Here is a 23,535-nt window from a genome sequence, read left to right as displayed (position 1 = left end):
GCGTCGTAGCGGTAGGAAACCAGCGTTTGCTCGGTGCGCCAGCTTTCGTCGCGGGTCGGTGCCGGGTGAAAGCTCTGATAGTCGATGGCGACCAGGTGGCGGTGTTCATAGCGCAGGCGCAGGCAGCGCCCAGCGCCGTTGTCCAGGCGGCTGATGTCACCATAGATGTTGCGCTGGACGGTCAGGCGGTTGTCGTACCGATCGCTCAAGGCGATCAGACGACCGTCGCGAAAGTGTAGGAAAGGCGCCTCTTCGCCGGGCTGGGCGATGATCAGTTCGTCCGGCTCGTCGCTCAGGAAGATCGCCGCGCGGGCCAGGCTGTTGTGGATCGCCGGGCGTTGCAGGCTGGGCCGGGGGAAGGTGGTGCGGCGGTTTTCCTGGTCGATCCAGATGACCTGCTCGCCTTCGAGCAACAGACGATGGGCCAGGGCATGGCTCCAACCGCGACCGAGGCCGATGTCGAGCTCGGCGGCGCTGGTGCGATAGAGGCGGGTGAAGATAAACGGCAGGCGTCCGTCGAGGGTGCCGTCTTCCAGGGTCAGCAGTTCTTCGCCGGTGACCATCGACACCGGGCAGCCGTTGGTGCGGGTATGGGCGGCGCTGTCGGCGGGCTCGCCATTGGGGTTTGTCGATTGGGTGGAGGCGTCGTCGTGGTGTTCTTGTTTGCTCAGCCGGGTAGAGGGCTGGGATTTTTCCCGCACGACCGGGGCCGGATTGCTGACCGACAGTGGTGGGGAATCCCCAGTGGTGATCTGTAGCGGAGTGACAGGAGCTGGGCCCACCGACGGTCCTCGGCCGGCGATCACCACCGGCTTAAGCACATCGGCATGAGCGTTAAGGCTGTCACCACCGAGTTGGCCCAGGCGTTGGCTTGACGCCTGCAGCCATGTCCGAACACGCTCCGAACGGACATGACGTAGTACCTTGCCGCTCATGCGCAGGCCGACGCCCAGGCCAGCGGTCAAACGCGCCAAGATGAGGTTGATCAGAATCGAGGCGTGCATTTCACCCAGCGCTTCGGCCAAGTACCGGGGCGGCAACATCCGCATCCAGCTGATGAACGCCGCGGTGTAAACGAAGAGCAAGGGCTCATCGCTCGCGATCATCAGCGCTTTGGCGATCGCTTCGGATGATGCTTTCAGCAGTTGCTCAAGTTCGGCCTCGGTGAAGTATTCCAGCAACTTTTCACTGTTGGCCTGCAAGTCCGCGAGCAGATCGAAGATCTGTTTGACGTCGTCCCACAGCTTATACAAAGCGTTTTCAAAGCCACGCAGCTGAGCGTCCTGCAATGTGTTGTAGCGATCCAGGAAACCTTTTGCCGAATGCTCCTTCCACAGCGGTTGAAACGCTTTCCACTCGGCTTTCAGCCAGCCTTCGAGCTCGGCGATCGCTGTTTGATAAGAGGCATACAGCGCCTTGACATGATCGGTCGTGACATTCGGAAAAAAGCTGATGCGGTAACGCTGGCCACGGTCGCATTCGGATATTTCCAGAATGCCGCTGGGGCCGATGACGTATGGGATGGGATCGCCAAACGTTTCTTTCCCCAACTCGTCCCGAATGATGGGTTCGAGCACCACCGGTGTGTCGCCGATCGGCACGAAACGCGAGGCTTGGAACATATGCACCAGCGTCAGCGGGCCTTGTGCCGGACAGCTCGCCACCACGGCGCTGACTTGCTTGCCACCGTCCTTAGCAGGCGCGAGCGACACTTCGTTGCCCACCTTGAACACCTGCTCGATGTCCAGCGTCTGGCCGTTCCAGAACTTTTCCGCCCAGGTGTCGTAGTCGCCCAGGCAATTGCGAAAATCCTTTAGCACCGCCTCGGCATCGGGCGAGTTCATGACGGTCAGGACCAGCGTACCAATGGCGCCGCTTATAGACGGGGTCTTGTCAGGGAAACGCATTCAGACATCTCGCAGCGCAGGAAGGCGCGAGACTTTGCCGGGGACGACAGGAGAAATAAGTCAGATAAGGAGACGTGACGCGTAGGACAATTCTTAAACTTCCCTTACAGGTCCCTTTCGGGACGGGAAGAAATGCGGGGGAGGGAGCCTGTGGATAACGCTATGGATTCTGGCCGTCGAGCGTCTTGAGCTTGATTTCGGCCAACGGGTGCCCAGCCTTCGCGGCCAGGGCCCACCAACGCGCTGCTTCGGCCGGATCGGGCGCTTTGGTGGTGGTGCCAGCAAGGCTGATAACACCCACTTGGTAAGCGGCCTTGCCATCACCGGCCAGCGCAGCCAACCGCAGCAGACGAATACCCTCTTCCCGAGCACCCAACCCTTGGCCGCGAAACGTCAGGATATGACCATAGAAACTCTGGGCGCCGACATCCCCCAGGTTCGCCATCCGTGCGAACTGGCCTTCGAGCCAGGCCCAGCCGCGCGGCTGTCGAACGAACCAAGACCAATGAAACAACCGGCGCGCGAGCCAATAACCGGCCCGGGCCTTGATACGCCAGAGCATTAGGCTTCCGCCGATTCGGGATATTCGTACTCGAACACCCGGACCACTTCCGAAGCATGCCAGGATGCTGCGGCCACCCCGTCGGAAGGGCCGGAAAAACGGCCCAAGCGCTCGACGCATTCAAAGAAACCAGTGCGCGGCAACCGACTGGCGCCCTGGCTGATGACCAGCGAACTGCGCAGCGGCTGTTCGGCCCGTGCATCCAGCGCGGCCAGGTGTTCGAGCGCTGCGGTCAAGGTCTGCATGGCCGGGCTGGGAAGCTGCAAGCGTTCCAGCAAGGCGCGATAGGTCAATAAATGGCGCTGGCGGCGCGCCTGGTCCAACTCACCCAACAACCCGTCCCAATGTTGCCGACTGATGCGTACACTCACGATTCGTCCCTCCACCCCGGCACCGTCAATTCCCAGGCCAGACTGCGCTTGATCGCAGCATCGGGCTGACGCTCGCCGCTTTCGATCATGGCCAGATAAGACGGGCTGATGCCTACCGTGCGGGCCAGCGCCTCGATGGCGATGCCCTTCCCTTCACGCAGACTGCGCAGTTGATCCAGACCAGGAAGAACCTGGCCAGGTGCCGCCGCATGCTGGACCGTTGCCTCACGCGGCGGAGCTTGATTGATGCCTGCTGCCTTCAATAACGACTGGTACTGATCCCACGGTAAAACCGCGTACTCGGGCTCTCCGTCGCGTGTGATTACTTGAATATCCATGACTACCCCGTAGGACAACAACACTTAGCGAGTCAGCTTTTTCCTAGGAAGTGTAATCCTAAATAGCAGCCAAGGTCGCGGGGCGATGATGTTCTGGGGGGAAACGCCGGAATCAGGTCTTTTTAGGACCCTGGAGCTGGAGTTGCTCCGGGGTATCGGGAAGCCTCTCCACCAACGCGAGTTTCTCGGGGGGTTGCCGGTCGCGCCAGGCACGGAAGGCGCTTAGCTCATCGTCGAGTGTCTTCATGATCCAGGCCAGCACGGCGATGTCATCGAACATGCCAAACATGGGCAGCAAATCTGGAATCGCGTCCAAAGGGCTAAGGAAATACATGAGCCCCGCCACGACCGAGAGCAACGACTTGGCGCTGACGGCCCGGTATTCGCCACGCCAGTAGGCCAGGCACAACGCCTGGAGCAACCGCAGGTCGTCCTTGAGCTTGCCAAGACGCCCACCTTCACGCGCGCCCTTGCTGGCAACGGCAAACAGCAATGTTGGCAATCTGCCGCGGGCGAGCAGCCGTCCCGCCAAGGGCAGGAATCTCGTGAAATTCCACGGCGCCTTCATTTTTTCCCCCACTGAAATGTTATCCACACAAATTGTGGATAACCTTGTGAACAGAGCTACATTTCACCGCTGAAGCCCCCGTTTCATAAGGGTCCGGCTTAGATCGGGCGTTTTTTACTCACATAAAAAACCCAACATTTCGTTGACTTGATCGGCCGACTGCGTCTAGCACAGCGCCTGTATTGCCTGTGACTGTAGCCTGCGTCGGACGTTCGGTTTTTTAGTCATTTTCAAAAGCCGAATGCAACAACGCCCCGCATAAGCGAGGCGTTGTCTTTATAGCAGACGCGATTACTTGGCTGCGCCTTCTTTTGCCGGATCCTTGATGGCCAGCAGTTCCAGATCGAACACCAGGACCGAGTTGGCAGGAATCGCCGGGCTCGGGCTCTGAGCGCCATAGGCCAGGTCGCTTGGGATGTACAACTTGTACTTCTCACCGACGTGCATCAATTGCAGGCCTTCGACCCAACCCGGGATCACGCCGCTGACCGGCAGGTCAATCGGGCTGCCACGCTCCACGGAGCTGTCGAACACGGTGCCGTTGGTCAGCTTGCCAGTGTAGTGAACAGTCACTACGTCAGTTGGCTTTGGCTGTGCGCCGTCGGCTTTCTTGACGACTTCATATTGCAGGCCCGAAGCGGTGGTGGTCACGCCGCTCTTCTTGCCGTTTTCTTCGAGGAATTTCTTGCCGGCCGCTGCCGACTCTTCGCTCATCTTGGCCATGCGCTCTTCGGCACGTTTTTGCAGTGCGGCAAAGGCCTCGACCAATTCTTCGTCTTTCAGCTTCTGTTCTTTCTTGCCGACGGCATCTTCGATGCCCTGGGCGACTGCTTTGGAGTCCAGGTCATCCATACCTTCCTGAGCCAGGCTCTTGCCCATGTTCAGGCCAATACCGTAGGAAGCTTTCTGCGCCGGGGTTTTCAGCTCTACGCTGGTCTGCGAGTCACAACCCGCGAGTACCAGGCCAACCAGGGCAACCGCCGCCGCCAACCGATGCTGTTTCATGCTATTTCCTTGTTCATGCGCCTAAAGGGCAATCGAGTAAAGCCGCGAGCTTATCAGGCGGCCACGACCAATGGCTACCGGCATGTGAGCCACAAAGCGATGATAAGTTCAGGCCGCCAAACGCTTTTTAATCCTGGGCAGATGAAGCATCTGTCATCTATTACGTACAGAGACAAATTGCCGCCTCCCCTTCCCCAACGGTAATGGCCACTTGCCGGCCAAGCGGCACTGAGGCATAAGGGCATATCAAAAAAACAAGGACGTTACCGTGCGCCTCCTCTCTCGCGTTCTCTTGCTGGTCCTCGCGCTCCTCATCGTAATCGTGGCCGTGGTGCTTTATTACGTCGCAAACCCGCGCCTACCGGCGTATACACCGGTTGAAAAGGTCCACTACCTGGACCAATGGAGCGCCGCTGAGCGCCAAACGTACTATTTCACGCCCCAGGGCACCCAGGTCAAAGGCCTGCGCTACGAATGGTTCACCGCCCTTGAACTGCCGTTCTCGCAGCAGCGCTTCGCTTCACCGGAGTACCTGGCACGCTTCGGTTTCCTGGTCGATCCAGCGCAAAAGCCCACGCCGGACAATCCCGGTAACCTGCCGGTAGGCTTCACCCGGCATCAGAATGCCGGCAGCAACGCGCAATACCTGGATATCACCTGCGCGGCCTGCCACACCGGGGAATTGCACTTCAAGGGCCAAGCGATACGGATCGACGGTGGCTCAGCCCAGCATGTATTGCCGTCGACGGTTCCGACACTCCGCGGAGGCAGTTTCGGACAGGCATTGGTCGCAAGTCTCGCCTCGACTTACTACAACCCATGGAAATTCGAACGCTTCGCCCGCCAAGTGCTGGGCAAGGATTACGACGCCCGCCATGAAGAATTGCGCAAGACGTTCAAGGTTTCTCTGGACACTTTCCTGCGTACAGCCTGGAACGACACCCACCGCGGCCTCTACCCAACCGAGGAAGGTCCGGGTCGTACCGACGCCTTTGGCCGCATCGCCAATGCGAGCTTTGGCGACGCGATTTCGGCTGAAAACTACCGGATCGCCAACGCCCCAGTGGATTACCCGCAATTATGGGAAATGTGGACATTCGACTGGGTGCAGTGGAACGGCTCGGCCCAGCAGCCGATGGCCCGCAATGTCGGCGAAGCCTTGGGCGTCGGCGCGACGTTGAGCTTCTTCGACGCCCAAGGCAAGCCGCTACAAGGCGACGCGCGCTACCCTTCCAGCGTGCGCGTGCGCGATCTGAACAAGATCGAAGAGACCCTGCAACTGCTCAAGCCGCCGGCATGGCCGGAAACGCTGCTCGGTTCGATCGACAAGCCGTTGGCCGCAAAAGGCCGGGCGCTGTTTACCGAGAACTGTGCCGGCTGCCATGTGCCCAAGGTTGTCCAGGGGCCCGACAGGCCGGTCCAGCAATTGCACATGTTGCCGGTGAACGTGATCGGCACCGACCCCGGCACTGCGAACAATATCGCCGATCACCGTTTCAACCTGACCAGCCTGCAGTGGGATCCGGCAGAACTGGCGAAGCTGGGAGTCCAACTGCACCCGACTCCGACAGAACCACTTGACCTTAGCCAGATCTCGGTCGCCAAGGGCCTGGCCTACGTCACGGCCTTCGTCGAAAACAGAGCCTACCGCGACGCCGGCGTCACGCCAGCCGAGCGCCCAGCCCTGGACGGTTTCGGACTGCCAATCGGCGTTCGGGAGCTGCGCGCCTACAAAGCGCGGCCACTGGCGGGCGTCTGGGCCACGCCGCCGTTCCTGCACAACGGCTCGGTGCCGACCCTCTATCAATTGTTGTCGCCCCAGGCTGAGCGAGCGACCACTTTCTATAAAGGCAGCTTCGAATACGATCCGCGACACCTGGGCTATCGCACCGAAGCCTTTGCCAACGGTTTTCTCTTCGATACGCGGATCACTGGCAATCACAACAGTGGCCATGAGTTCCGCGCGGGCGAGCGAGGCAATGGCGTCATCGGTCGGCTGCTGCAGCCGCAGGAGCGCTGGGCCTTGCTGGAATACCTGAAGGTGCTGGGCGGGCCACTGGAGTCGCAACTGTAATGATGAACCCCACAGCTAGAAGGATGTTTACATGCTGATCACGCTCTGGCTGCGCCTCGGCGCCTTTTTGGGCAAGACGCTCTTATGGCTGCTGGGCATCGGGCTGCTCGGCTGGGCCCTGGCTACTGCTTGGTTTGCCTGGCAACACAGCGGGCCGGTCCCGGACAAGGAACAAATACCGCCCGGCGAAAGCGCCATGACCCAGGACATCATCCAGACAGCCATCCGCATCGTCGACCAACACCGCGAGGGCACGCGCTACCTGCGCGATGCCCATGCCAAGGCCCATGGTTGCGTCATGGCCGAAGTCCAGGTGCCCAACGACTTGCCTGCGCCGTTGCGCCAGGGCGTATTCGCCGAACCCGGCAAGACCTGGCAGGCGACGATCCGCCTGTCCAATGGCAACGCGTATCCGCAATTCGACAGCCTGCGCGATGCCCGGGGCATGGCAATCAAGCTGCTGGACGTGCCTGGCAGGCAACTGCTGGCTGATCGGCAATCCAAGGGCGAGCAAGACTTCGTGATGTTCAACCATCCGAACTTCTTCGTCAGCGACGTCGCCGAGTACCGTCAGAATGTGGCCGCGCAAGCTGATGGGAAAAAGGCGTTGGCTTTCTTTCCGAGCCTGGATCCGCGCACCTGGCAAATCCGCCATTTGTTCATCGCCCTGGCGACACTCTCGCCGCCTCCGGCCAGCCCGACCCAGACCACTTATTTCTCGGTCGCGCCCTATAAATTCGGTGAGGCCAACGCCAAGTTTCGCGTCGCGCCGGATCCGGACAGCTGCCCAAGCTACACCTTGCCACCGCAGAATCAGGACTTGCCGAATTTCTTGCGTAGCGCGCTGAATCAGCAGTTATCCACCGATCGTGTACCGGCCTGTTTCGTCCTGCAGATCCAGCGCCAGGACCCAAGCAAATACATGCCGATCGAGGACACCAGCATTGAATGGCAGGAAAGTGATGCGCCGTTCGAAACGGTGGCGCGGATCAAAGTGCCGGCCCAGGATTTCGATACGCCCAAGCTGAACCTGGCGTGTGATAACCAGTCCTTCAACCCGTGGTTCGGTGTTGAGGCCCATCGGCCGATCGGCGGTATCAATCGTTTGCGCAAGGCGGTGTATGAAGCGGTGAGCGACTATCGTCACAGCCGCAATGCCGAGCAGTAGCGAGGCGGTAAATGACAGGCAACAAAAAGCCCGCTCAAATGAGCGGGCTTTTTGTTGGCAACCTGGCGTTCAGTATTCCAAGTGCCGAATATGGCGCAGCGGACGGGACTCGAACCCGCGACCCCCGGCGTGACAGGCCGGTATTCTAACCGACTGAACTACCGCTGCGCGTAACATTGAAAGTTTGGTGGGTGATGACGGGATCGAACCGCCGACATTCTGCTTGTAAGGCAGACGCTCTCCCGGCTGAGCTAATCACCCTTCACTTTCGATGCGGGGCGCATTCTCTCACAGTTTTTTGTAACGTGCTGATTTAATTAACAAATTCAGCAAAAAAACTTGAGCAACGCGCACCGCGGGAACTACAAACAGCAAAAAGCCCGCGTGAGCGGGCTTTCCGTGGTGACCTGGCGTTCAGTGTTCCAGGTAACCGAATATGGCGCAGCGGACGGGACTCGAACCCGCGACCCCCGGCGTGACAGGCCGGTATTCTAACCGACTGAACTACCGCTGCGCGTAACACTTAAAGCGAATGGTGGGTGATGACGGGATCGAACCGCCGACATTCTGCTTGTAAGGCAGACGCTCTCCCGGCTGAGCTAATCACCCTTCACTTTCGGTGTGGCGCGCATTCTACGGAGCAGTCCCCTAGCTGGCAAGCACTTTTTAAATTAATTTTTTCAGGCCTTCCAAAGGCTTAGCGAAGGGTTGGCCTATCGCGCCGCGAAGAGAATAATGCCCCCCTTTGTATAAAGGAGAGACTCACCCCATGTGGTTCAAGAACCTGCTTATCTATCGCCTGACCCAAGATCTGCCTGTTGATGCCGAGGCGTTGGAAACTGCACTGGCGAGCAAACTGGCGCGCCCCTGTGCAAGCCAGGAGTTGACCACTTACGGTTTCGTCGCGCCATTTGGCAAAGGCGAAGACGCGCCCCTGGTGCACGTCAGCCAGGATTTCCTGTTGATTGCGGCACGCAAGGAAGAGCGCATCCTGCCGGGCAGCGTCGTGCGTGACGCGGTCAAGGAAAAAGTCGAAGAGATCGAAGCCGAGCAAATGCGCAAGGTCTACAAAAAGGAACGGGACCAGATCAAGGATGAAATCATCCAGGCCTTCCTGCCTCGCGCGTTTATCCGTCGCTCGTCCACCTTCGCTGCCATCGCGCCGAAACAGGGCCTGATCCTGGTCAACTCCGCCAGCCCGAAACGCGCTGAAGACCTGCTCTCCACCCTTCGCGAAGTCATCGGCACGCTGCCGGTGCGCCCGCTGACGGTCAAGACGGCCCCGACCGCAATCATGACCGACTGGGTCAAGACCCAGAAAGCCGCGGACGATTTCTACGTGCTGGACGAATGTGAACTGCGCGATACCCATGAAGACGGTGGCATCGTCCGCTGCAAGCGCCAGGACCTGACCAGTGACGAGATCCAGCTGCACCTGAACACCGGCAAGGTGGTGACGCAACTGTCGTTGGCCTGGCAGGACAAGTTGTCCTTCGTGCTCGATGACAAGATGGTGGTCAAGCGCCTGAAGTTCGAAGACCTGCTGCAGGACCAGGCGGAGCAGGATGGCGGCGACGAAGCCCTCGACCAGTTGGACGCCAGCTTCACCTTGATGATGCTGACGTTCGGCGAATTCCTGCCGGCGCTGGTGGAAGCCTTGGGTGGTGAAGAAATTCCGCAGGGGATCTAATACCCTGCAGTTACTACCCTGTGGGAGCGAACTTGCTCGCGATGGCGGAACTCCAGTCGACATCTCAGTGATTGTCACTCCGCTATCGCGAGCAAGTCCGCCCCCACATTAGTATTCGGTGTTTTCAAATAATAAGGATCAGGTCATGCGTGCACTGGCTGCATTGAGTCGCTTTGTCGGCAATACGTTCGCTTACTGGGTGCTGTTTTTTGCCGTGCTGGCATTCATGCAACCGCAGTGGTTCGTCGATTTGAAGGTCGCCATCGTGCCCTTGCTGGGCCTGGTGATGTTCGGCATGGGCCTGGCACTCAAGCTGGAGGACTTCGCCGAAGTGGCGCGTCGTCCGGGACGCGTGGCCTTGGGCGTGATTGCCCAGTTCGTGATCATGCCGGGTACGGCGTGGCTGCTCTGCCAGGCGTTCAGCCTGCCGCCTGAGATTGCCGTCGGCGTGATTCTGGTGGGATGCTGCCCTAGCGGTACCTCCTCCAATGTCATGACCTGGCTGGCACGCGGCGACCTGGCCCTGGCCGTGGCAATTTCCGCCATCACCACGTTGCTCGCCCCTTTGCTGACCCCGGCGCTGATCTGGCTGCTGGCTTCGGCCTGGCTGCCGGTGTCGTTCTCCGCCTTGTTCTGGTCGATCCTGCAAATCGTGTTGCTGCCCATCGCGTTGGGCATCGTCGCCCAGCGCCTGTTGGGCGCGCGCGTTCGTCATGCTGTCGAAGTACTGCCCCTGGTGTCGGTGGTCAGCATCGTGATCATCGTCGCCGCCGTGGTCGCGGCCAGTCAGGCGAAAATTGCCGAATCCGGCTTGCTGATCATGGCCATCGTGGTCCTGCACAACAGCTTTGGTTACCTGCTGGGCTACTTCACCGGCCGGCTGTTTGGCCTGCCGCTGGCCCAGCGCAAGACTTTGTCGCTGGAAGTGGGCATGCAGAACTCCGGCCTCGGCGCGGCATTGGCAAGTGCGCATTTTTCGCCCCTGGCGGCGGTGCCCAGCGCGTTGTTCAGCGTCTGGCACAACATCTCCGGCGCCCTGCTCTCGACCTGGTTCCGCCGCATGAGCGAAAAGCAGGACCGCGCGGAACTCGCCCGGCAGACGGCGGACTGATAGGCGGACTTGACCGAATAGTCAGCATTGGGCATTCTGGCGCCCGATGCGGGGACGACCCTGCACTCCAGCGTTTTTTGTCCGGGGACGACCCCATCCATCGATGAGGTGTGTGATGTCCTGGATCATTCTGTTTTTTGCCGGTCTGTTCGAAGTCGGCTGGGCTGTCGGTTTGAAGTACACCGACGGTTTCAGCCGCCCGCTCCCTACCGCATTGACCATCGCGGCCATGGCGATCAGCCTTGGCCTGCTGGGCCTTGCCATGAAGGAGCTGCCACTGGGTACGGCCTATGCGATCTGGACCGGGGTCGGTGCCGTGGGCACGGTGATCGCCGGGATCATTTTGTTTGGTGAGTCGATGGCGCTGGTTCGATTGGCCAGCGTCGCGCTGATCATTGCCGGGTTGATCGGGCTCAAGGTCAGCGCCTAGATCCGGTTCTGTCGAAGCGAGTTTTCTCGCGATGGCAATCTGTCTGCCAGCGTTGATCTCACTGGCAGACCGCGATCGCGAGCAGGCTCGCTCCCACAGGATTTCGGCTTATCTGACAGCCCCACGCAACTCCCCCACCAGCGCTTGCAACTTCGCAGGCTCCGCCGCCTCGACCGCTACCGCCGCCCCCGCCACCAGGGTCACTCGCGACCAAAAACGACGAAACATGCCTTTACTTGGATCGCGACTGAAAAAACTGCCCCACAAGCCCTGCAACGCCAGCGGAATGACCGGCACGGGCGTTTCCTGGAGGATGCGCGTCAAGCCACTCTTGAACTCATTGATCTCACCGTCCGCGGTCAGTTTTCCTTCAGGAAAAATGCACACCAGCTCGCCGTTCTTCAGATATTGGGCGATACGGCTGAAGGCCTTTTCGTAGATATGGATATCTTCCTGGCGTCCGGCAATCGGAATTGTCCCGGCGGTGCGAAAGATAAAGTTCAGGACCGGCAGGTTGTAGATCTTGTAGTACATCACGAAGCGAATCGGCCGACGCACCGCTCCGCCAATCAGCAAGGCATCGACAAACGACACGTGGTTGCAGACCAGCAGCGCGGCACCCTCATCGGGAATCGCCTCCAGGTTGCGATGCTCCACGCGGTACATGGAATGGCTGAGCAGCCAGATCATGAAACGCATGCTGAACTCGGGCACGATCTTGAAGATGTAGGCGTTGACGCCAATGTTCAGCAGCGACACCACGAGGAACAACTGAGGAATCGACAGTTCGGCCAGGCTCAGCAGGACGATGGAAACGATCGCCGAAACCACCATGAACAGGGCATTGAGGATATTGTTGGCGGCGATCACCCGCGCCCGCTCGTTTTCGACCGTACGTGACTGGATCAGCGCGTACAGCGGCACGATATAGAAGCCGCCGAAAACACCCAGGCCGAGGATATCGATCAGCACCAGCCAGGCGTGGCCAAACCCGAGAATCTGCAACCAGCCGTGGCCATCGACGCTGTCGGGAATCCCCCCGGAATGCCACCACAGCAGCAGCCCGAACACCGTCAGCCCGAACGAACCAAACGGCACCAGGCCGATCTCGACCTTGCGCCCCGACAGCCTTTCGCAGAGCATCGAACCCATGGCGATCCCCACCGAGAATACGGTGAGGATCAGCGTCACCACGGTTTCGTCGCCGTGCATCCATTCCTTCGCGTAGGCGGGAATCTGCGTCAGGTAAATCGCCCCGACGAACCAGAACCAGGAGTTGCCGACAATCGAACGGGACACCGCCGGGGTCTGCCCGAGACCCAGCTTCAAGGTCGCCCAGGACTGACTGAAGATGTTCCAGTTCAAGCGCATCTGTGGCGAGGCGGCCGCCGCCCGGGGGATGCTGCGACTGGCCAGGTAACCGGCCACGGCGATGCCGACTATCGCCGCTGACACCACCGGCGCGTAGTGTGCCGAAGACATCATGATGCCTGCGCCGATGGTGCCGGCGAGAATCGCCAGAAACGTCCCCATCTCCACCAGGCCGTTGCCGCCGACCAGCTCATCCTCGCGTAAAGCCTGCGGCAGGATCGAATACTTCACCGGCCCGAACAACGCCGAATGGGTGCCCATCGCAAACAACGCCACCAGCATCAGCCATAGATGATCGAACAGGAACCCCACCGCACCGACCGCCATGATGGCGATTTCGCCGAGCTTGATCAGGCGAATCAACGCGTCTTTGGCGAACTTTTCCCCAAACTGCCCTGCCAGCGCCGAGAACAGGAAGAACGGCAGGATGAACAACAGGGCGCAGAGGTTGACCCAGATCGAGCGGTCGCCCTCGATGGCCAGTTTGTAGAGGATGGCAAGGATCAACGATTGCTTGAAGACATTATCGTTGAACGCGCCGAGGGATTGCGTAATGAAGAACGGCAGGAAGCGCCGCGTGCGAAGCAAGGTGAACTGTGAAGGGTGACTCATCTTCCATGTTCCTGAGTGGCGTGGACGCTTATTGGAATGACGCTTTTTCGATCCAGGCCACACATTACCTGTCTTTGACGATTATTTCGCCACCAGGCATGGCGACACAAACAACTCACCGTGCCAGGCGCCGACCAGCGTGCGCCAGCCAACGATCAGCCACATCACCATCAGCAGCACCACCAACACGCAGCCCAACACGTTGAAAAAAGCCAGGCCCAGCAGGCCTGCCAGCTTCAACGTCGTCAGCGCGTACACGCCCAGGGGAAAGGTGAAGCCCCACCAGCCAAGGTTGAACGGGATGCCTTCGCGCAAATAGCGCACGGTGATCAGCAGCGCCATCAACATCCACCAGAAGCCGAAGCCCCATAGGGTGATGCCGGCGACCAATCCCAGGCCTGAGGCAACCTCACCCACGCCCGGCAGGCCATTGGCAGCAAAAATCATTGGCGCCTCCCCGCCCAGCAGCAACATACCCAAGGCACCGGTTCCGATCGGGCCGAGGGCCAGCCAGCTCGAAGCGGCCATACTCTCGTGGGGCAGCTTGTGCAAGGCCATGCGCAACAGCAGGATCGTCAGAATGCTGAACGCCACGGGCAGGGAAAATGCCCACAGTATGTAGCTGGTGACCAACATGATCAGTTGCGAATGCGCATCGGCGAGGTGCGGCGCCAGCAGCCCGCCGCTGGCCGCCGCGACTTCGGCGGCCACCACCGGCAACAGCCACACGGCAGTCATTTGGTCGATGCGGTGCTCCTGGCGGGTAAACATCAGGAACGGAATCAGCACGCCACAGGCCAGCGACATCGCTACGTCGAGCCACCATAACGCTTCCACCAGCGGGAACACGCCCTCCCCCCAGCGCGGTAGCCCAAAGACCAGAAAGCCATTGATAATGGTCGCCAGCCCCATGGGAATGGTGCCGAAAAACATCGACACCGTCGAATGGCCGAAAATCCGTCGCGCTTCGTCAAAGAACAGCACCCAACGGGCCGTATACATCAGGGTAAACACCACGAACAACAGCGCGTTGAACACCCACAATCCTTCGCCTAACGCGCGCAGGCTCGGAACCTGCGCCGACCATTGCGCCAAGGCCAGCGCGAGCACACCGGTCCCCATGGTCACGGCGAACCAGTTAGGTGTGAATTGACGAATGGCCTCCAGCGGCCTGGGCAAAAGGCTCAATGGGCGCAAGCGTTTTTTTGCGGCACGACATGTCATGGCGAACTCCGGTCCTCGGAAAAGTGCCTTCATGCTAGAGCCGGATCGAATATCTATATAACGGGTAATTTATCTATATGTTATCTGTTTTATAGATAACAGTCAGACGCTGCCCTCGGTTTCGATCTCACCCACCGCCAGCAAGGCCTGCATGTCTGGCTCCAGGGCCGAACACCCTCGTGCATAACAAAACGGAAATCATCTTCGCGCGACACCCCGCCACGCCTCGACCTTGGTCGACACTGACGAACCCGAGCGGGCATGCGAGACTGTCTTGCCGGGCCCGAGCCCGGGTGTATCTTGTCTGGGAGTTTCCATGTCGCTGTCCAGCGGGCTGATCGCTGTTGTCGCCCTGGCCTATATGGCCATCATGTTTGCCATCGCCTTCTATGGCGACCGCCGCAGCACGCCGCTGCCGCCACGCGTGCGGGCGTGGGTCTATAGCCTGTCGCTGGCGGTCTATTGCACCAGTTGGACGTTCTTCGGTGCGGTGGGCCAGGCCGCCGAACAGCTCTGGTCATTCCTGCCGATCTACCTCGGGCCGATCCTGCTGCTGGTGCTGGCGCCGTGGGTCCTGCAGAAGATGGTGATGATCAGCAAGCAGGAAAACATCACCTCCATCGCCGACTTCATCGCCGCCCGCTATGGCAAATCGCAATCCCTGGCGGTGGTGGTCGCGCTGATCTGCCTGGTCGGCGTGCTGCCCTACATTGCACTGCAGCTCAAGGGCATCGTGCTCGGGGTAAACCTGTTGATCGGCGCCGGCGCGGACGCCATGGGCACCCGCGCCCAGGACACCGCGCTGATCGTCTCGCTGATCCTGGCGTTGTTCACCATCGTCTTCGGCACGCGCAACCTCGACGCCACCGAACACCACCGCGGCATGGTGCTGGCGATTGCTTTCGAATCCTTGGTCAAGCTGTTCGCCTTCCTCGCGGTCGGTGCGTTCGTCACGTTTGGCCTCTATGACGGCTTCGACGACCTGTTCAACCAGGCGATGCTCGCGCCACGATTGGAGCAGTACTGGAAGGAAACCATCAACTGGCCATCGATGGTGGTGCAAACCGGTGTCGCGATGATGGCAATCATCTGCCTGCCACGGCAGTTCCACGTCACCGTGGTCGAGAACATCGAACCCCAGGACCTGCGCCTGGCCAAGTGGGTGTTCCCCGCGTACCTGGCCCTGGCCGCCCTGTTCGTCGTGCCGATCGCCCTTGCCGGGCAAATGATGCTGCCCAGCTCGGTATTGCCGGACTCGTTCGTCATCAGCCTGCCGCTCGCCCAGGCCCATCCTGCGCTGGCTGTACTGGCCTTCATCGGCGGAGCCTCGGCCGCTACGGGCATGGTCATCGTGGCGAGCGTCGCGCTGTCGACCATGGTGTCCAACGACATGCTGTTGCCGTGGCTATTGCGCCGCAACAACGCCGAGCGGCCCTTCGAGGTGTTCCGCCAGTGGATGCTGTCGGTACGCCGGGTGAGCATCGTCGCGATTCTTCTGCTGGCTTACGTCAGCTATCGACTACTGGGTTCGACCGCGAGCCTGGCCACCATCGGCCAGATCGCCTTCGCCGCCGTGACGCAACTGGCGCCTGCCATGCTCGGCGCGCTGTACTGGAAGCAGGCGAATCGACGCGGCGTGTTTGCCGGCCTCGCCATGGGCATATTCCTGTGGTTCTACACCTTGGTGCTACCAATCGCCGCCCATAGCCTGGGTTGGTCGCTGAGCAGTTTTCCCGGCCTGGCCTGGTTGCATGGCAACCCGCTGGACTTGCCGATCACCCCGCTGACCCAGGGCGTCGTCTTGTCCCTGGCGGGCAATTTCATATTGTTCGCCTGGGTCTCGGTACTGTCGCGCACCCGCGTGTCGGAGCACTGGCAAGCTGGACGCTTCATCGGCCAGGAAATAAGCGCCCGGCCCAACCCGCGCTCGATGCTGGCGGTCCAGATCGAGGACTTGCTTCAGCTCGCGGCCCGCTTCGTTGGTGAAGAACGGGCGCGCCAAAGCTTCATTCGCTTTGCCTATCGCCAAGGCAAGGGCTTCAACCCGAGCCAGAACGCCGACAGCGAATGGATCGCCCACACCGAGCGCCTGCTGGCCGGTGTGCTGGGTGCCTCGTCGACGCGGGCCGTGGTGAAAGCGGCCATTGAAGGCCGGGAGATGCAACTGGAAGACGTCGTGCGGATCGCCGACGAAGCGTCCGAGGTTCTGCAGTTCAACCGTGCGCTGTTGCAAGGCGCCATCGAAAACATCACCCAGGGCATCAGCGTGGTTGACCAGTCACTCAGGCTGGTGGCGTGGAATCGTCGGTACCTGGAACTGTTCAATTATCCCGACGGCTTGATCAGCGTCGGCAGGCCGATCGCCGACATCATCCGCTACAACGCCGAGCGCGGTCTGTGCGGGCCGGGCGAGGCCGAAGTCCATGTCGCCCGGCGCTTGCACTGGATGCGCCAGGGCCGTGCGCACACCTCGGAACGATTGTTCCCCAACGGCCGGGTGATCGAGCTGATCGGCAACCCGATGCCCGGCGGCGGTTTTGTCATGAGTTTCACCGACATCACTGCCTACCGTGAAGCCGAACAAGCCTTGACCGAAGCCAACGAAGGACTGGAACAACGGGTGGCCGAACGCACCCGCGAACTGTCGCAACTGAACCTGGCGCTGACCGAAGCCAAGAGCACCGCCGAATCGGCGTATCAATCGAAGACCCGCTTCCTGGCCGCCGTCAGTCATGACCTGATGCAACCCCTCAACGCTGCACGCCTGTTCTCCGCCGCGCTGTCCCACCAGCACGACGGTTTGCCAAGCGAAGCCCAGCAGTTGGTGCAGCATCTGGACAGTTCATTGCGCTCGGCCGAAGACTTGATCACTGACCTGCTGGACATTTCCCGCCTGGAAAACGGCAAGATCAACCCCGACCGCAAGCCATTCGTCCTCAATGATCTGTTCGATACCCTCGGCGCCGAATTTACCGTGCTGGCTCGGGAGCAAGGCTTGAAATTCCGGGTTCGCGGTTCGCGGTTGCGGGTCGACAGCGACATCAAGCTGCTGCGCCGGGTCTTGCAGAATTTCCTCACCAACGCCTTCCGCTACGCCAAGGGTCCGGTGCTGCTAGGCGTGCGCCGCCGCAACGGGGAGCTGTGCCTGGAGGTGTGGGACCGCGGACCGGGCATCGCCGAAGACAAACAACAGGTGATCTTCGAAGAATTCAAGCGCCTCGACAGCCATCAGACCCGCGCCGAAAAAGGCCTTGGCCTGGGCCTGGCAATCGCCGATGGGTTGTGCCGCGTGCTTGGCCATCCGTTGCGCGTGCGCTCCTGGCCTGGGCGCGGCAGCGTGTTCAGTGTCACCGTGCCATTGGCCAGCAGCAAAGCCGTCGAACCCAATGTCGTAATCGAGGCCAACGGCCATCTGCCCAGCGGCGCACTAGTGCTGTGTGTCGATAATGAAGACAGCATCCTGATTGGCATGGACAGCTTGCTGACACGCTGGGGATGCCGCGTATGGACGGCACGCAACCGTGAGGAATGCGAGCGCTGGCTCGCCCAGGGCGGCCGACCGCAACTGGCGTTGGTGGATTTTCATCTGGACGACGGCGAAACCGGGACTGAACTGATGGCCTGGTTGCGCACCCGCATGGGCGAACCGGTGCCCGGGGTAGTGATCAGCGCCGACGGCCGACCCGAGACCGTGGCCCAAGTGCATGCGGCGGGCCTGGACTACCTGGCCAAGCCGGTGAAACCAGCGGCGTTGCGGGCGTTGTTGAGTCGACACTTGCCGTTGTAGCGCGGAACGCAATCCAGCGGTCAACCAACCTGTGGCGAGGGGATTTACCCCTCGCCACAGGGGGCAACCTAGGCGCTCGCATCAACCTTGAGAGGGGCTGGCTTCTTCCGGCAACTCCGGCAGCCCATCCGCATCGGTCATTGCCCGTTCGAGCAATTCGCTGGGCAAGCTCTTGCTCGCGCGGGCGCCGAGCAGTTTCAGTTGTTCGCTGCGGCTGACGAGGTTGCCGCGGCCTTCCGTCAGTTTGTTGCGTGCAGCGGCGTAGGCTTTGTCCAACTGCTGCAAGCGACTGCCGATTTCGTCCAGGTCCTGGATGAACAACACAAATTTGTCATACAGCCACCCCGCCCTCTCGGCAATTTCCCGGGCGTTCTGGCTTTGACGTTCCTGTTTCCACAAGCTGTCGATCACCCGCAGCGTTGCCAGGAGCGTGGTCGGGCTGACAATCACGATGTTGCGGTCGAAAGCCTCCTGGAACAGATTCGGCTCGGCTTGCAGGGCCGCGGAAAATGCCGCTTCGATCGGCACGAACAGCAAGACGAAATCCAGGCTGTGCAAACCGTCCAGGCGTTTGTAATCCTTGCCGGCCAAGCCTTTGACGTGGGCGCGCAATGACACGACGTGCTGCTTGAGGGCGAGCTGGCCGATGGCATTGTCTTCAGCCGCCACGTATTGCTGATAGGCGGTGAGGCTGACCTTCGAATCCACCACCACCTGCTTGTCCCCCGGCAGGTAAATCAACACGTCTGGCTGGAAGCGTTCGCCATCCGGGCCCTTGAGGCTGACCTGGGTCTGGTATTCCCGGCCCTTTTCCAGGCCGGCGTGCTCCAGGACCCGCTCAAGAATCAATTCGCCCCAGTTGCCCTGGGTCTTCTGGCCCTTGAGGGCGCGCGTAAGGTTAGTGGCTTCGTCGCTCAAGCGCAGGTTCAACTGTTGCAGGCGTTCCAGCTCCTTGCCCAGGGAAAATCGCTCCCGCGCCTCGGCCTGATAGCTTTCTTCGACGCGTTTTTCAAAGGACTGGATGCGCTCCTTCAGCGGATCGAGCAATTGCCCCAGGCGCTGCTGGCTGGTTTCGGCGAACCGCTGTTCACGCTCATCGAAGATCTTTCCAGCCAGCTCGGCAAACTGGGCTCGCAATGCATCGCGCGAGCCTTGCAGGTCGTCCAGGCGTTGCTGGTGGCTTTCCTGTTGCTCGCGCAATTCAGCGTGCAACGAAGCCGCCTGGGCATCGAGGCGTCGCAGCTCCGCTTCTTTATTAGCACGCTCCAGGCTCCAGGCGTGAGCCGCGTCCCTGGCATTGTCGCGCTCGATCTGCAGCAGCTCGACCTCGCGACGCGCGGCCGCGAGGTCGGCTTGCTTGGCGGCGTTGGCCTGGCTCAGGTCACTGATTTCGTCGCGGCAGGCATCAAGTTGGGCATTCAATCCATCGTGGGCCATGTGGGCGGTGGCCAGGCGCTCTTCAAGCAGCGCCAGTTCGGTCTGTGCCGCACTTGCCTGGCGTTGCAGGTGCCAGGCCAGCGCCAACAGCGGCACCGCAGCGCCCGCCAGGCCAAGCAACAGGCTGGTCAAATCCATCGCCATGACGATTCCCACGCAAGAGATAAAGCTCGAAGGTTAACCAAGCAACCCGGCGATGCCCAGCTCAGTCTTCGATTTCGCCCAATGCCTGGCGGGCACGGTGATCACCAGCGCGGGCGGCCTGGCGCAGCAAGTCCTGGCCGATACGGCGGTCTCGTGCATTGCCACACTCGCGGCACATCAGCTGGCCGAGGCGACTTTGCGCAGCCACCACGCCTTCACGAGCCGGTTGCTTGAGCAAACGGCCGGCCAGGTGCTTGACGCTCGGACGTTCTCCCAGGCTCGGGCTGTCCAGCAGCCACTCGGCTACACGCATGGAAATGCGCTTGGGCGGGGTAACACCGGAGGGTACGGAGGTAACAGGATTTGATACTGAGCGAAACTTCATAGCGCACTACGGGACAGATCGGAAGGCGCGCCACTCTACTCCTTTTTTCGTACGGGTAAAGTCGAAAAAAACCGGCACGCCCGTCCTAGAGCAAGCGCTTGGGACAATCCACAGAAGCTGTGGATAACTCAGTGGACAACCTACCTTGAACCCGCCGCAAGCCCTATGGAACGGGGCCTGCGCTCAAACTGTCGATTTTTTCACCAGTAAAAAAAAGCGATGTTTTTCATTGACTTAAATTTTGGATACAGGCACCCACCCTCGATTGCCCCAACATGACAATACGGTGACAGCCGTCGCCAGGAGTGTGTACAAGTAACAGCTGAAGTGGTTATATCGCTGCGTTTTTTTGACGCATCCGGCGCTCAGGACCCTGTGGACAACCTCGGTAAAGCAGCCATCCACACGTTGACCGCGTCGCGCAACAGCAGCGGGCCGGGTTCTTTCTGACCAATGGTCTTCCCTTTCCCGATCCAACCCGATAGTATCCGCGGCGTTAGTACCAAGCTGAAAGTCAATTCAGGGTCGGAAACATCTCCACGGTCAGCCATCCCCACGGGAAGCCTCACCGAAGAAAGAGACCGCCCCCCTCGATGGTTTCCAGGTAATCCTTACGCTGCGCACTTCGAACGAATCCGAAGCTGCGGCCAGGCTCATTACTCTGACCGAACCAACCTGCAAAATTGATCAGGATCTTCACCCCGGGCCCAGAACCTTTGCCCTCGATGTGTTGCCTGCCCTCCTAAGTACCTACCTGCCAGCCCAAGCGCGCCCTATATATAGCGCTCAAACTGGCTGCTTTGTTCCAGTCGGGTTCTTCGTTCGACCAACGGTGGTCGACGTTACTGGAACGTTTTAACGTTGCACGGTTCTTAACCGTGTCATTTGTAGGAACACCCATAACATGTCTAATCAAATCCACACACAGGATGCCATCCGCACCCTAACCAACGCCTTTGCACCGATGAACTGCCTGATCATGGCCGCTCGCAAAGGCTGCTTCAGCTTCACACTGGTCAATGAACACGGCATCGCTCGTCACAGCGAACGCCTTTATCCAGATCAGTACTCCAGCGCCGAACCGCTGCAGGCCGTGATCGAGCGTACCCGTCAGGCACTGGTTGCCTGAGACGCCAAGACCGCTGAAGCACCAAGGCCCCGCCCAAAACGCGGGGCTTTTTATTGCCTGACGTTTCTCGATAAAGCGCAACGGCGTAAGCACAAACCGCTATAACAGCCATAACCGTTCGACGAACATGGTTTAAAAACAGTCCTTTACAGCGCAGATATGACACTACACTTCAACTCGAGCGGCATGATCCGCTTCGGCGGAGCCTGATCCGATCCATCGCTGCCAAGCCCACCTAATCAGGCTTCGCCAACCAGTCATTTCGAGGGTTCTATGGGTATCGCTGCCAGCGAACTGTGTCGATACGTAATCCGCCCGACACTCCTCTACTTGGGGAGCCACAGCCCCACGGCGGAAGCGTTGTTACTGGGAATCGCCGCCAGCCAGTCAGGCCTGGGCGCCGCCCTGCATGACCGTCGCGGACACGGCTTGTACCGCATTACCGAACCTCGCCATCAAGCCCTGTGGGACAACTATCTGGCACTGGACCCGGAACGAGCCAGCCTGGTGCGCGGCCTGGCGAGCCAGCACGCTTTTCTGAGCGGCCCTCATTTGGAATTGACCGTCAACTTGCGCTACGCCACGGCCATCGCCTGGTTGTTGGTAGAGGAACACGCCAGCCCGCTTCCCGATGCGGACGATTTGCTGGGCATGGCCCGGGTCTGGCGCCAGGTTTTCCATCCCCCCGGCCGCCTGCGGGATTTCACCTGCGCATGGCGAACCTGTGTTTCACCGCTGAATCAGGTCGCTTGCTGAGAGCAAAAATAGAAACTTCCTACAAATGCCACGATTTTGGTCGGATTGTCCTACAAAACCCCTCTAAATCAAGCAATACAAGCTATAGCGCTTGGGCAAAAATGTTGGTAATTTTCGCGTCGGTGATCACCTGGAGTTCTAACAATAAAAAAATGATGCTCAAAACCACCCTTGGCCTTGCCGTGACCTTGGCATCCACACAAATCTTTGCCAGTGGTTTTGCCTTGAACGAACAAAGCATCAGTGGCATGGGCACTGGCTTCGCAGGTCGTTCTTCTTCTGCCGATGATGCAAGCACTGTGTTTGGCAACCCTGCCGGCATGTCGCGCCTCAAGCGCGAGCAAGTGACCGGTGGCTTCGCTGTCATCGACGCCTCCACCGATATCAACGATGCCAGCGGCACCCGCTCCGGCACCAACGATGGCGACATGGTCCCGTTCACCGGCGTTCCGATGGGCTACTACGTCAAGCCTATCGATGATCAATGGGCATTCGGCTTGGGCGTCTACGCCCCGTTTGGCCTGATCACCGACTACGAAAACAGCTTCCAGGGCCGCAACTTCGGCAGCAAGAGCGAAGTGAAGGTCGTGACCTTCCAGCCCACCATCAGCTATGCCTTCAACGACAAGGTGTCGATCGGCTTCGGTCCGACCATCAACCGGATTTCCGGTTCGCTGGAATCGGCGCTGACTACACCATTCTCGCCTAACGACGGCAACGTCGAGATCAAGGGCGACGACATTGGCTATGGCTACAACATTGGCCTGCTGGTCCAGGCGACCGATACCACTCGCGTCGGCCTGACTTACCACTCCAAGGTCAAATATAAGCTTGAAGGCCACACCGAAGTGAACCCGGGCGCCGGTACGCCTGGCTTCCTGTTGAGCGGTGACCGCTACGACGCTTCCCTGGACATCACCACCCCTGAATCCGTCGATTTCTCGGTGACCCAGGAAATCAACGATGCCTGGACCGTCTACGCTGGCAGCACCTGGACTCGCTGGAGCCGCCTGAAAGACATCACCGTGAACAACGACGTCACTGGTGGCGGTGCATTGAACCCAGCCCTCTTCGGCACTATCACCGAAGAACAGAACTGGCACGACACCTGGGCCTACGCCATCGGTACGTCCTACCAATTGAACAAGCAGTGGGTATTGCGCACCGGCCTGACGTTCGACCAGTCGCCTGCCAACAACACCGACCGTTCGCCGCGCATTCCTACCGGCGACCGGACGATCTTCAGCCTCGGTGCCGGCTGGAGCCCAACCGAAGACCTGACCATCGATGTGGCTTATTCCTACCTCAAGGAAGAAAAAGTCAGCATCAACAGGAGAAATGCACTGGGCCAGGCCTACAATGCTGAATACGAAAACAGCGCCAACGGTTTTGGCGTCGGCGCAACCTACCGCTTCTGATGATGTAAGGCGAGGTTGGCTTTAACCAACACAGCTGCTCGCCACCTG

At 60.0% G+C, this 23,535-nt stretch carries 19 protein-coding genes and 4 tRNA genes; 9 read left to right on the top strand and 14 right to left on the bottom strand.

Translation table 11 applies throughout. The annotated features are described in order from the left end of the window. The 6 genes from JZ00_RS28945 to JZ00_RS28920 form a co-directional block, all read right to left on the bottom strand. On the bottom strand, window positions 1–1,907 hold a 1,907-nt coding region (locus JZ00_RS28945; protein ID WP_039594597.1), incomplete at its 3' end, for a DUF6531 domain-containing protein. A gap of 160 nt (window positions 1,908–2,067) precedes the next feature. Next, window positions 2,068–2,469 carry an SEL1-like repeat protein gene (locus tag JZ00_RS28940; RefSeq protein ID WP_039594598.1) on the bottom strand — a complete coding sequence of 134 codons (402 nt, stop codon included), beginning with the start codon at window positions 2,467–2,469 and terminating at the stop codon, window positions 2,068–2,070. Beyond that, entirely contained in the window at window positions 2,469–2,840 is a 372-nt protein-coding gene (locus tag JZ00_RS28935; RefSeq protein WP_003179080.1) for a hypothetical protein, read from the bottom strand. Before JZ00_RS28935 ends, JZ00_RS28940 begins: the two co-directional genes overlap by 1 nt. After that, entirely contained in the window at window positions 2,837–3,178 is a 342-nt protein-coding gene (locus tag JZ00_RS28930) for a helix-turn-helix domain-containing protein (protein ID WP_039594612.1), read from the bottom strand. The genes JZ00_RS28935 and JZ00_RS28930 overlap by 4 nt, the downstream gene beginning before the upstream one ends. Window positions 3,179–3,290: 112 nt before the next feature. Then, window positions 3,291–3,746, bottom strand: coding sequence for a YkvA family protein (locus JZ00_RS28925; RefSeq protein ID WP_039594613.1), 456 nt, complete (start codon window positions 3,744–3,746; stop codon window positions 3,291–3,293). A 291-nt stretch (window positions 3,747–4,037) separates the two neighbouring features. After that, the gene (locus JZ00_RS28920) at window positions 4,038–4,751 is read right to left on the bottom strand and encodes an FKBP-type peptidyl-prolyl cis-trans isomerase (RefSeq protein WP_039594599.1); all 714 of its coding nucleotides are present in this window, start codon (window positions 4,749–4,751) and stop codon (window positions 4,038–4,040) included. Between the two features lie 268 nt (window positions 4,752–5,019). On the opposite strand from JZ00_RS28920, the gene JZ00_RS28915 reads away from it, so the two are divergent. Next, window positions 5,020–6,825 (top strand): di-heme-cytochrome C peroxidase, encoded by a 1,806-nt coding sequence (locus JZ00_RS28915; protein ID WP_039594600.1) that lies wholly within the window; start codon window positions 5,020–5,022, stop codon window positions 6,823–6,825. A 31-nt stretch (window positions 6,826–6,856) separates the two neighbouring features. Beyond that, window positions 6,857–7,993 carry a catalase family protein gene (locus JZ00_RS28910; protein ID WP_039594601.1) on the top strand — a complete coding sequence of 379 codons (1,137 nt, stop codon included), beginning with the start codon at window positions 6,857–6,859 and terminating at the stop codon, window positions 7,991–7,993. Between the two features lie 91 nt (window positions 7,994–8,084). On the opposite strand, the gene JZ00_RS28905 is transcribed toward JZ00_RS28910, so the two are convergent. The 4 genes from JZ00_RS28905 to JZ00_RS28890 all read right to left on the bottom strand — a co-directional run bounded on the left by JZ00_RS28905 (window position 8,085) and on the right by JZ00_RS28890 (window position 8,602). Further along, window positions 8,085–8,161: transfer RNA gene (locus JZ00_RS28905), tRNA-Asp, on the bottom strand. A 17-nt stretch (window positions 8,162–8,178) separates the two neighbouring features. Continuing rightward, window positions 8,179–8,254 (bottom strand) — tRNA-Val (locus JZ00_RS28900). 176 nt (window positions 8,255–8,430) lie between these two features. Next, window positions 8,431–8,507 (bottom strand) — tRNA-Asp (locus JZ00_RS28895). A gap of 19 nt (window positions 8,508–8,526) precedes the next feature. After that, window positions 8,527–8,602 (bottom strand) — tRNA-Val (locus JZ00_RS28890). A 160-nt stretch (window positions 8,603–8,762) separates the two neighbouring features. Here JZ00_RS28890 and rdgC point away from each other — a divergent pair. The 3 genes from rdgC to sugE all read left to right on the top strand — a co-directional run bounded on the left by rdgC (window position 8,763) and on the right by sugE (window position 11,224). Next, on the top strand, window positions 8,763–9,683 hold the full coding sequence (gene rdgC, locus JZ00_RS28885) for a recombination-associated protein RdgC (RefSeq protein ID WP_039594602.1): 921 nt from the start codon (window positions 8,763–8,765) through the stop codon (window positions 9,681–9,683). Window positions 9,684–9,828: 145 nt separating this feature from the next. Beyond that, on the top strand, window positions 9,829–10,794 hold the full coding sequence (locus JZ00_RS28880) for a bile acid:sodium symporter family protein (protein WP_039594603.1): 966 nt from the start codon (window positions 9,829–9,831) through the stop codon (window positions 10,792–10,794). Between the two features lie 115 nt (window positions 10,795–10,909). Then, window positions 10,910–11,224: a quaternary ammonium compound efflux SMR transporter SugE gene (gene sugE / locus JZ00_RS28875; protein ID WP_039594604.1), complete on the top strand. Its 315-nt coding sequence runs from the start codon at window positions 10,910–10,912 to the stop codon at window positions 11,222–11,224. 108 nt (window positions 11,225–11,332) lie between these two features. Here the strand turns inward: sugE and JZ00_RS28870 are convergent, their stop codons facing one another. Beyond that, a complete protein-coding gene (locus tag JZ00_RS28870; protein WP_039594605.1) occupies window positions 11,333–13,207 on the bottom strand; it encodes an MFS transporter in 1,875 nt (624 codons plus the stop codon). An 81-nt stretch (window positions 13,208–13,288) separates the two neighbouring features. Continuing rightward, a complete protein-coding gene (locus JZ00_RS28865) occupies window positions 13,289–14,431 on the bottom strand; it encodes a TDT family transporter (protein WP_039594606.1) in 1,143 nt (380 codons plus the stop codon). A gap of 316 nt (window positions 14,432–14,747) precedes the next feature. Between JZ00_RS28865 and JZ00_RS28860 the strand changes: the two genes are divergently transcribed. Beyond that, window positions 14,748–18,218, top strand: coding sequence for a hybrid sensor histidine kinase/response regulator (locus JZ00_RS28860; RefSeq protein ID WP_039594607.1), 3,471 nt, complete (start codon window positions 14,748–14,750; stop codon window positions 18,216–18,218). Window positions 18,219–18,299: 81 nt separating this feature from the next. On the opposite strand, the gene JZ00_RS28855 is transcribed toward JZ00_RS28860, so the two are convergent. Beyond that, a complete protein-coding gene (locus JZ00_RS28855) occupies window positions 18,300–19,685 on the bottom strand; it encodes a DNA recombination protein RmuC (protein WP_162488987.1) in 1,386 nt (461 codons plus the stop codon). A gap of 175 nt (window positions 19,686–19,860) precedes the next feature. Next, a complete protein-coding gene (locus tag JZ00_RS28850; protein ID WP_080942569.1) occupies window positions 19,861–20,184 on the bottom strand; it encodes an SEL1-like repeat protein in 324 nt (107 codons plus the stop codon). Between the two features lie 904 nt (window positions 20,185–21,088). Between JZ00_RS28850 and JZ00_RS28845 the strand changes: the two genes are divergently transcribed. The 3 genes from JZ00_RS28845 (at window position 21,089) to JZ00_RS28835 (ending at window position 23,487) form a co-directional block, all read left to right on the top strand. Then, window positions 21,089–21,313, top strand: coding sequence for a hypothetical protein (locus JZ00_RS28845; RefSeq protein ID WP_003179043.1), 225 nt, complete (start codon window positions 21,089–21,091; stop codon window positions 21,311–21,313). A 273-nt stretch (window positions 21,314–21,586) separates the two neighbouring features. Next, on the top strand, window positions 21,587–22,069 hold the full coding sequence (locus JZ00_RS28840) for a hypothetical protein (RefSeq protein WP_039594610.1): 483 nt from the start codon (window positions 21,587–21,589) through the stop codon (window positions 22,067–22,069). A 101-nt stretch (window positions 22,070–22,170) separates the two neighbouring features. After that, on the top strand, window positions 22,171–23,487 hold the full coding sequence (locus JZ00_RS28835) for an OmpP1/FadL family transporter (RefSeq protein ID WP_046510206.1): 1,317 nt from the start codon (window positions 22,171–22,173) through the stop codon (window positions 23,485–23,487). The last annotated feature ends 48 nt before the right edge of the window (window positions 23,488–23,535 follow it).

The organism is Pseudomonas frederiksbergensis (assembly GCF_000802155.2).
Taxonomy (GTDB): domain Bacteria; phylum Pseudomonadota; class Gammaproteobacteria; order Pseudomonadales; family Pseudomonadaceae; genus Aquipseudomonas; species Aquipseudomonas frederiksbergensis_A.
This window is presented reverse-complemented; position numbering and strand designations above follow the sequence as displayed.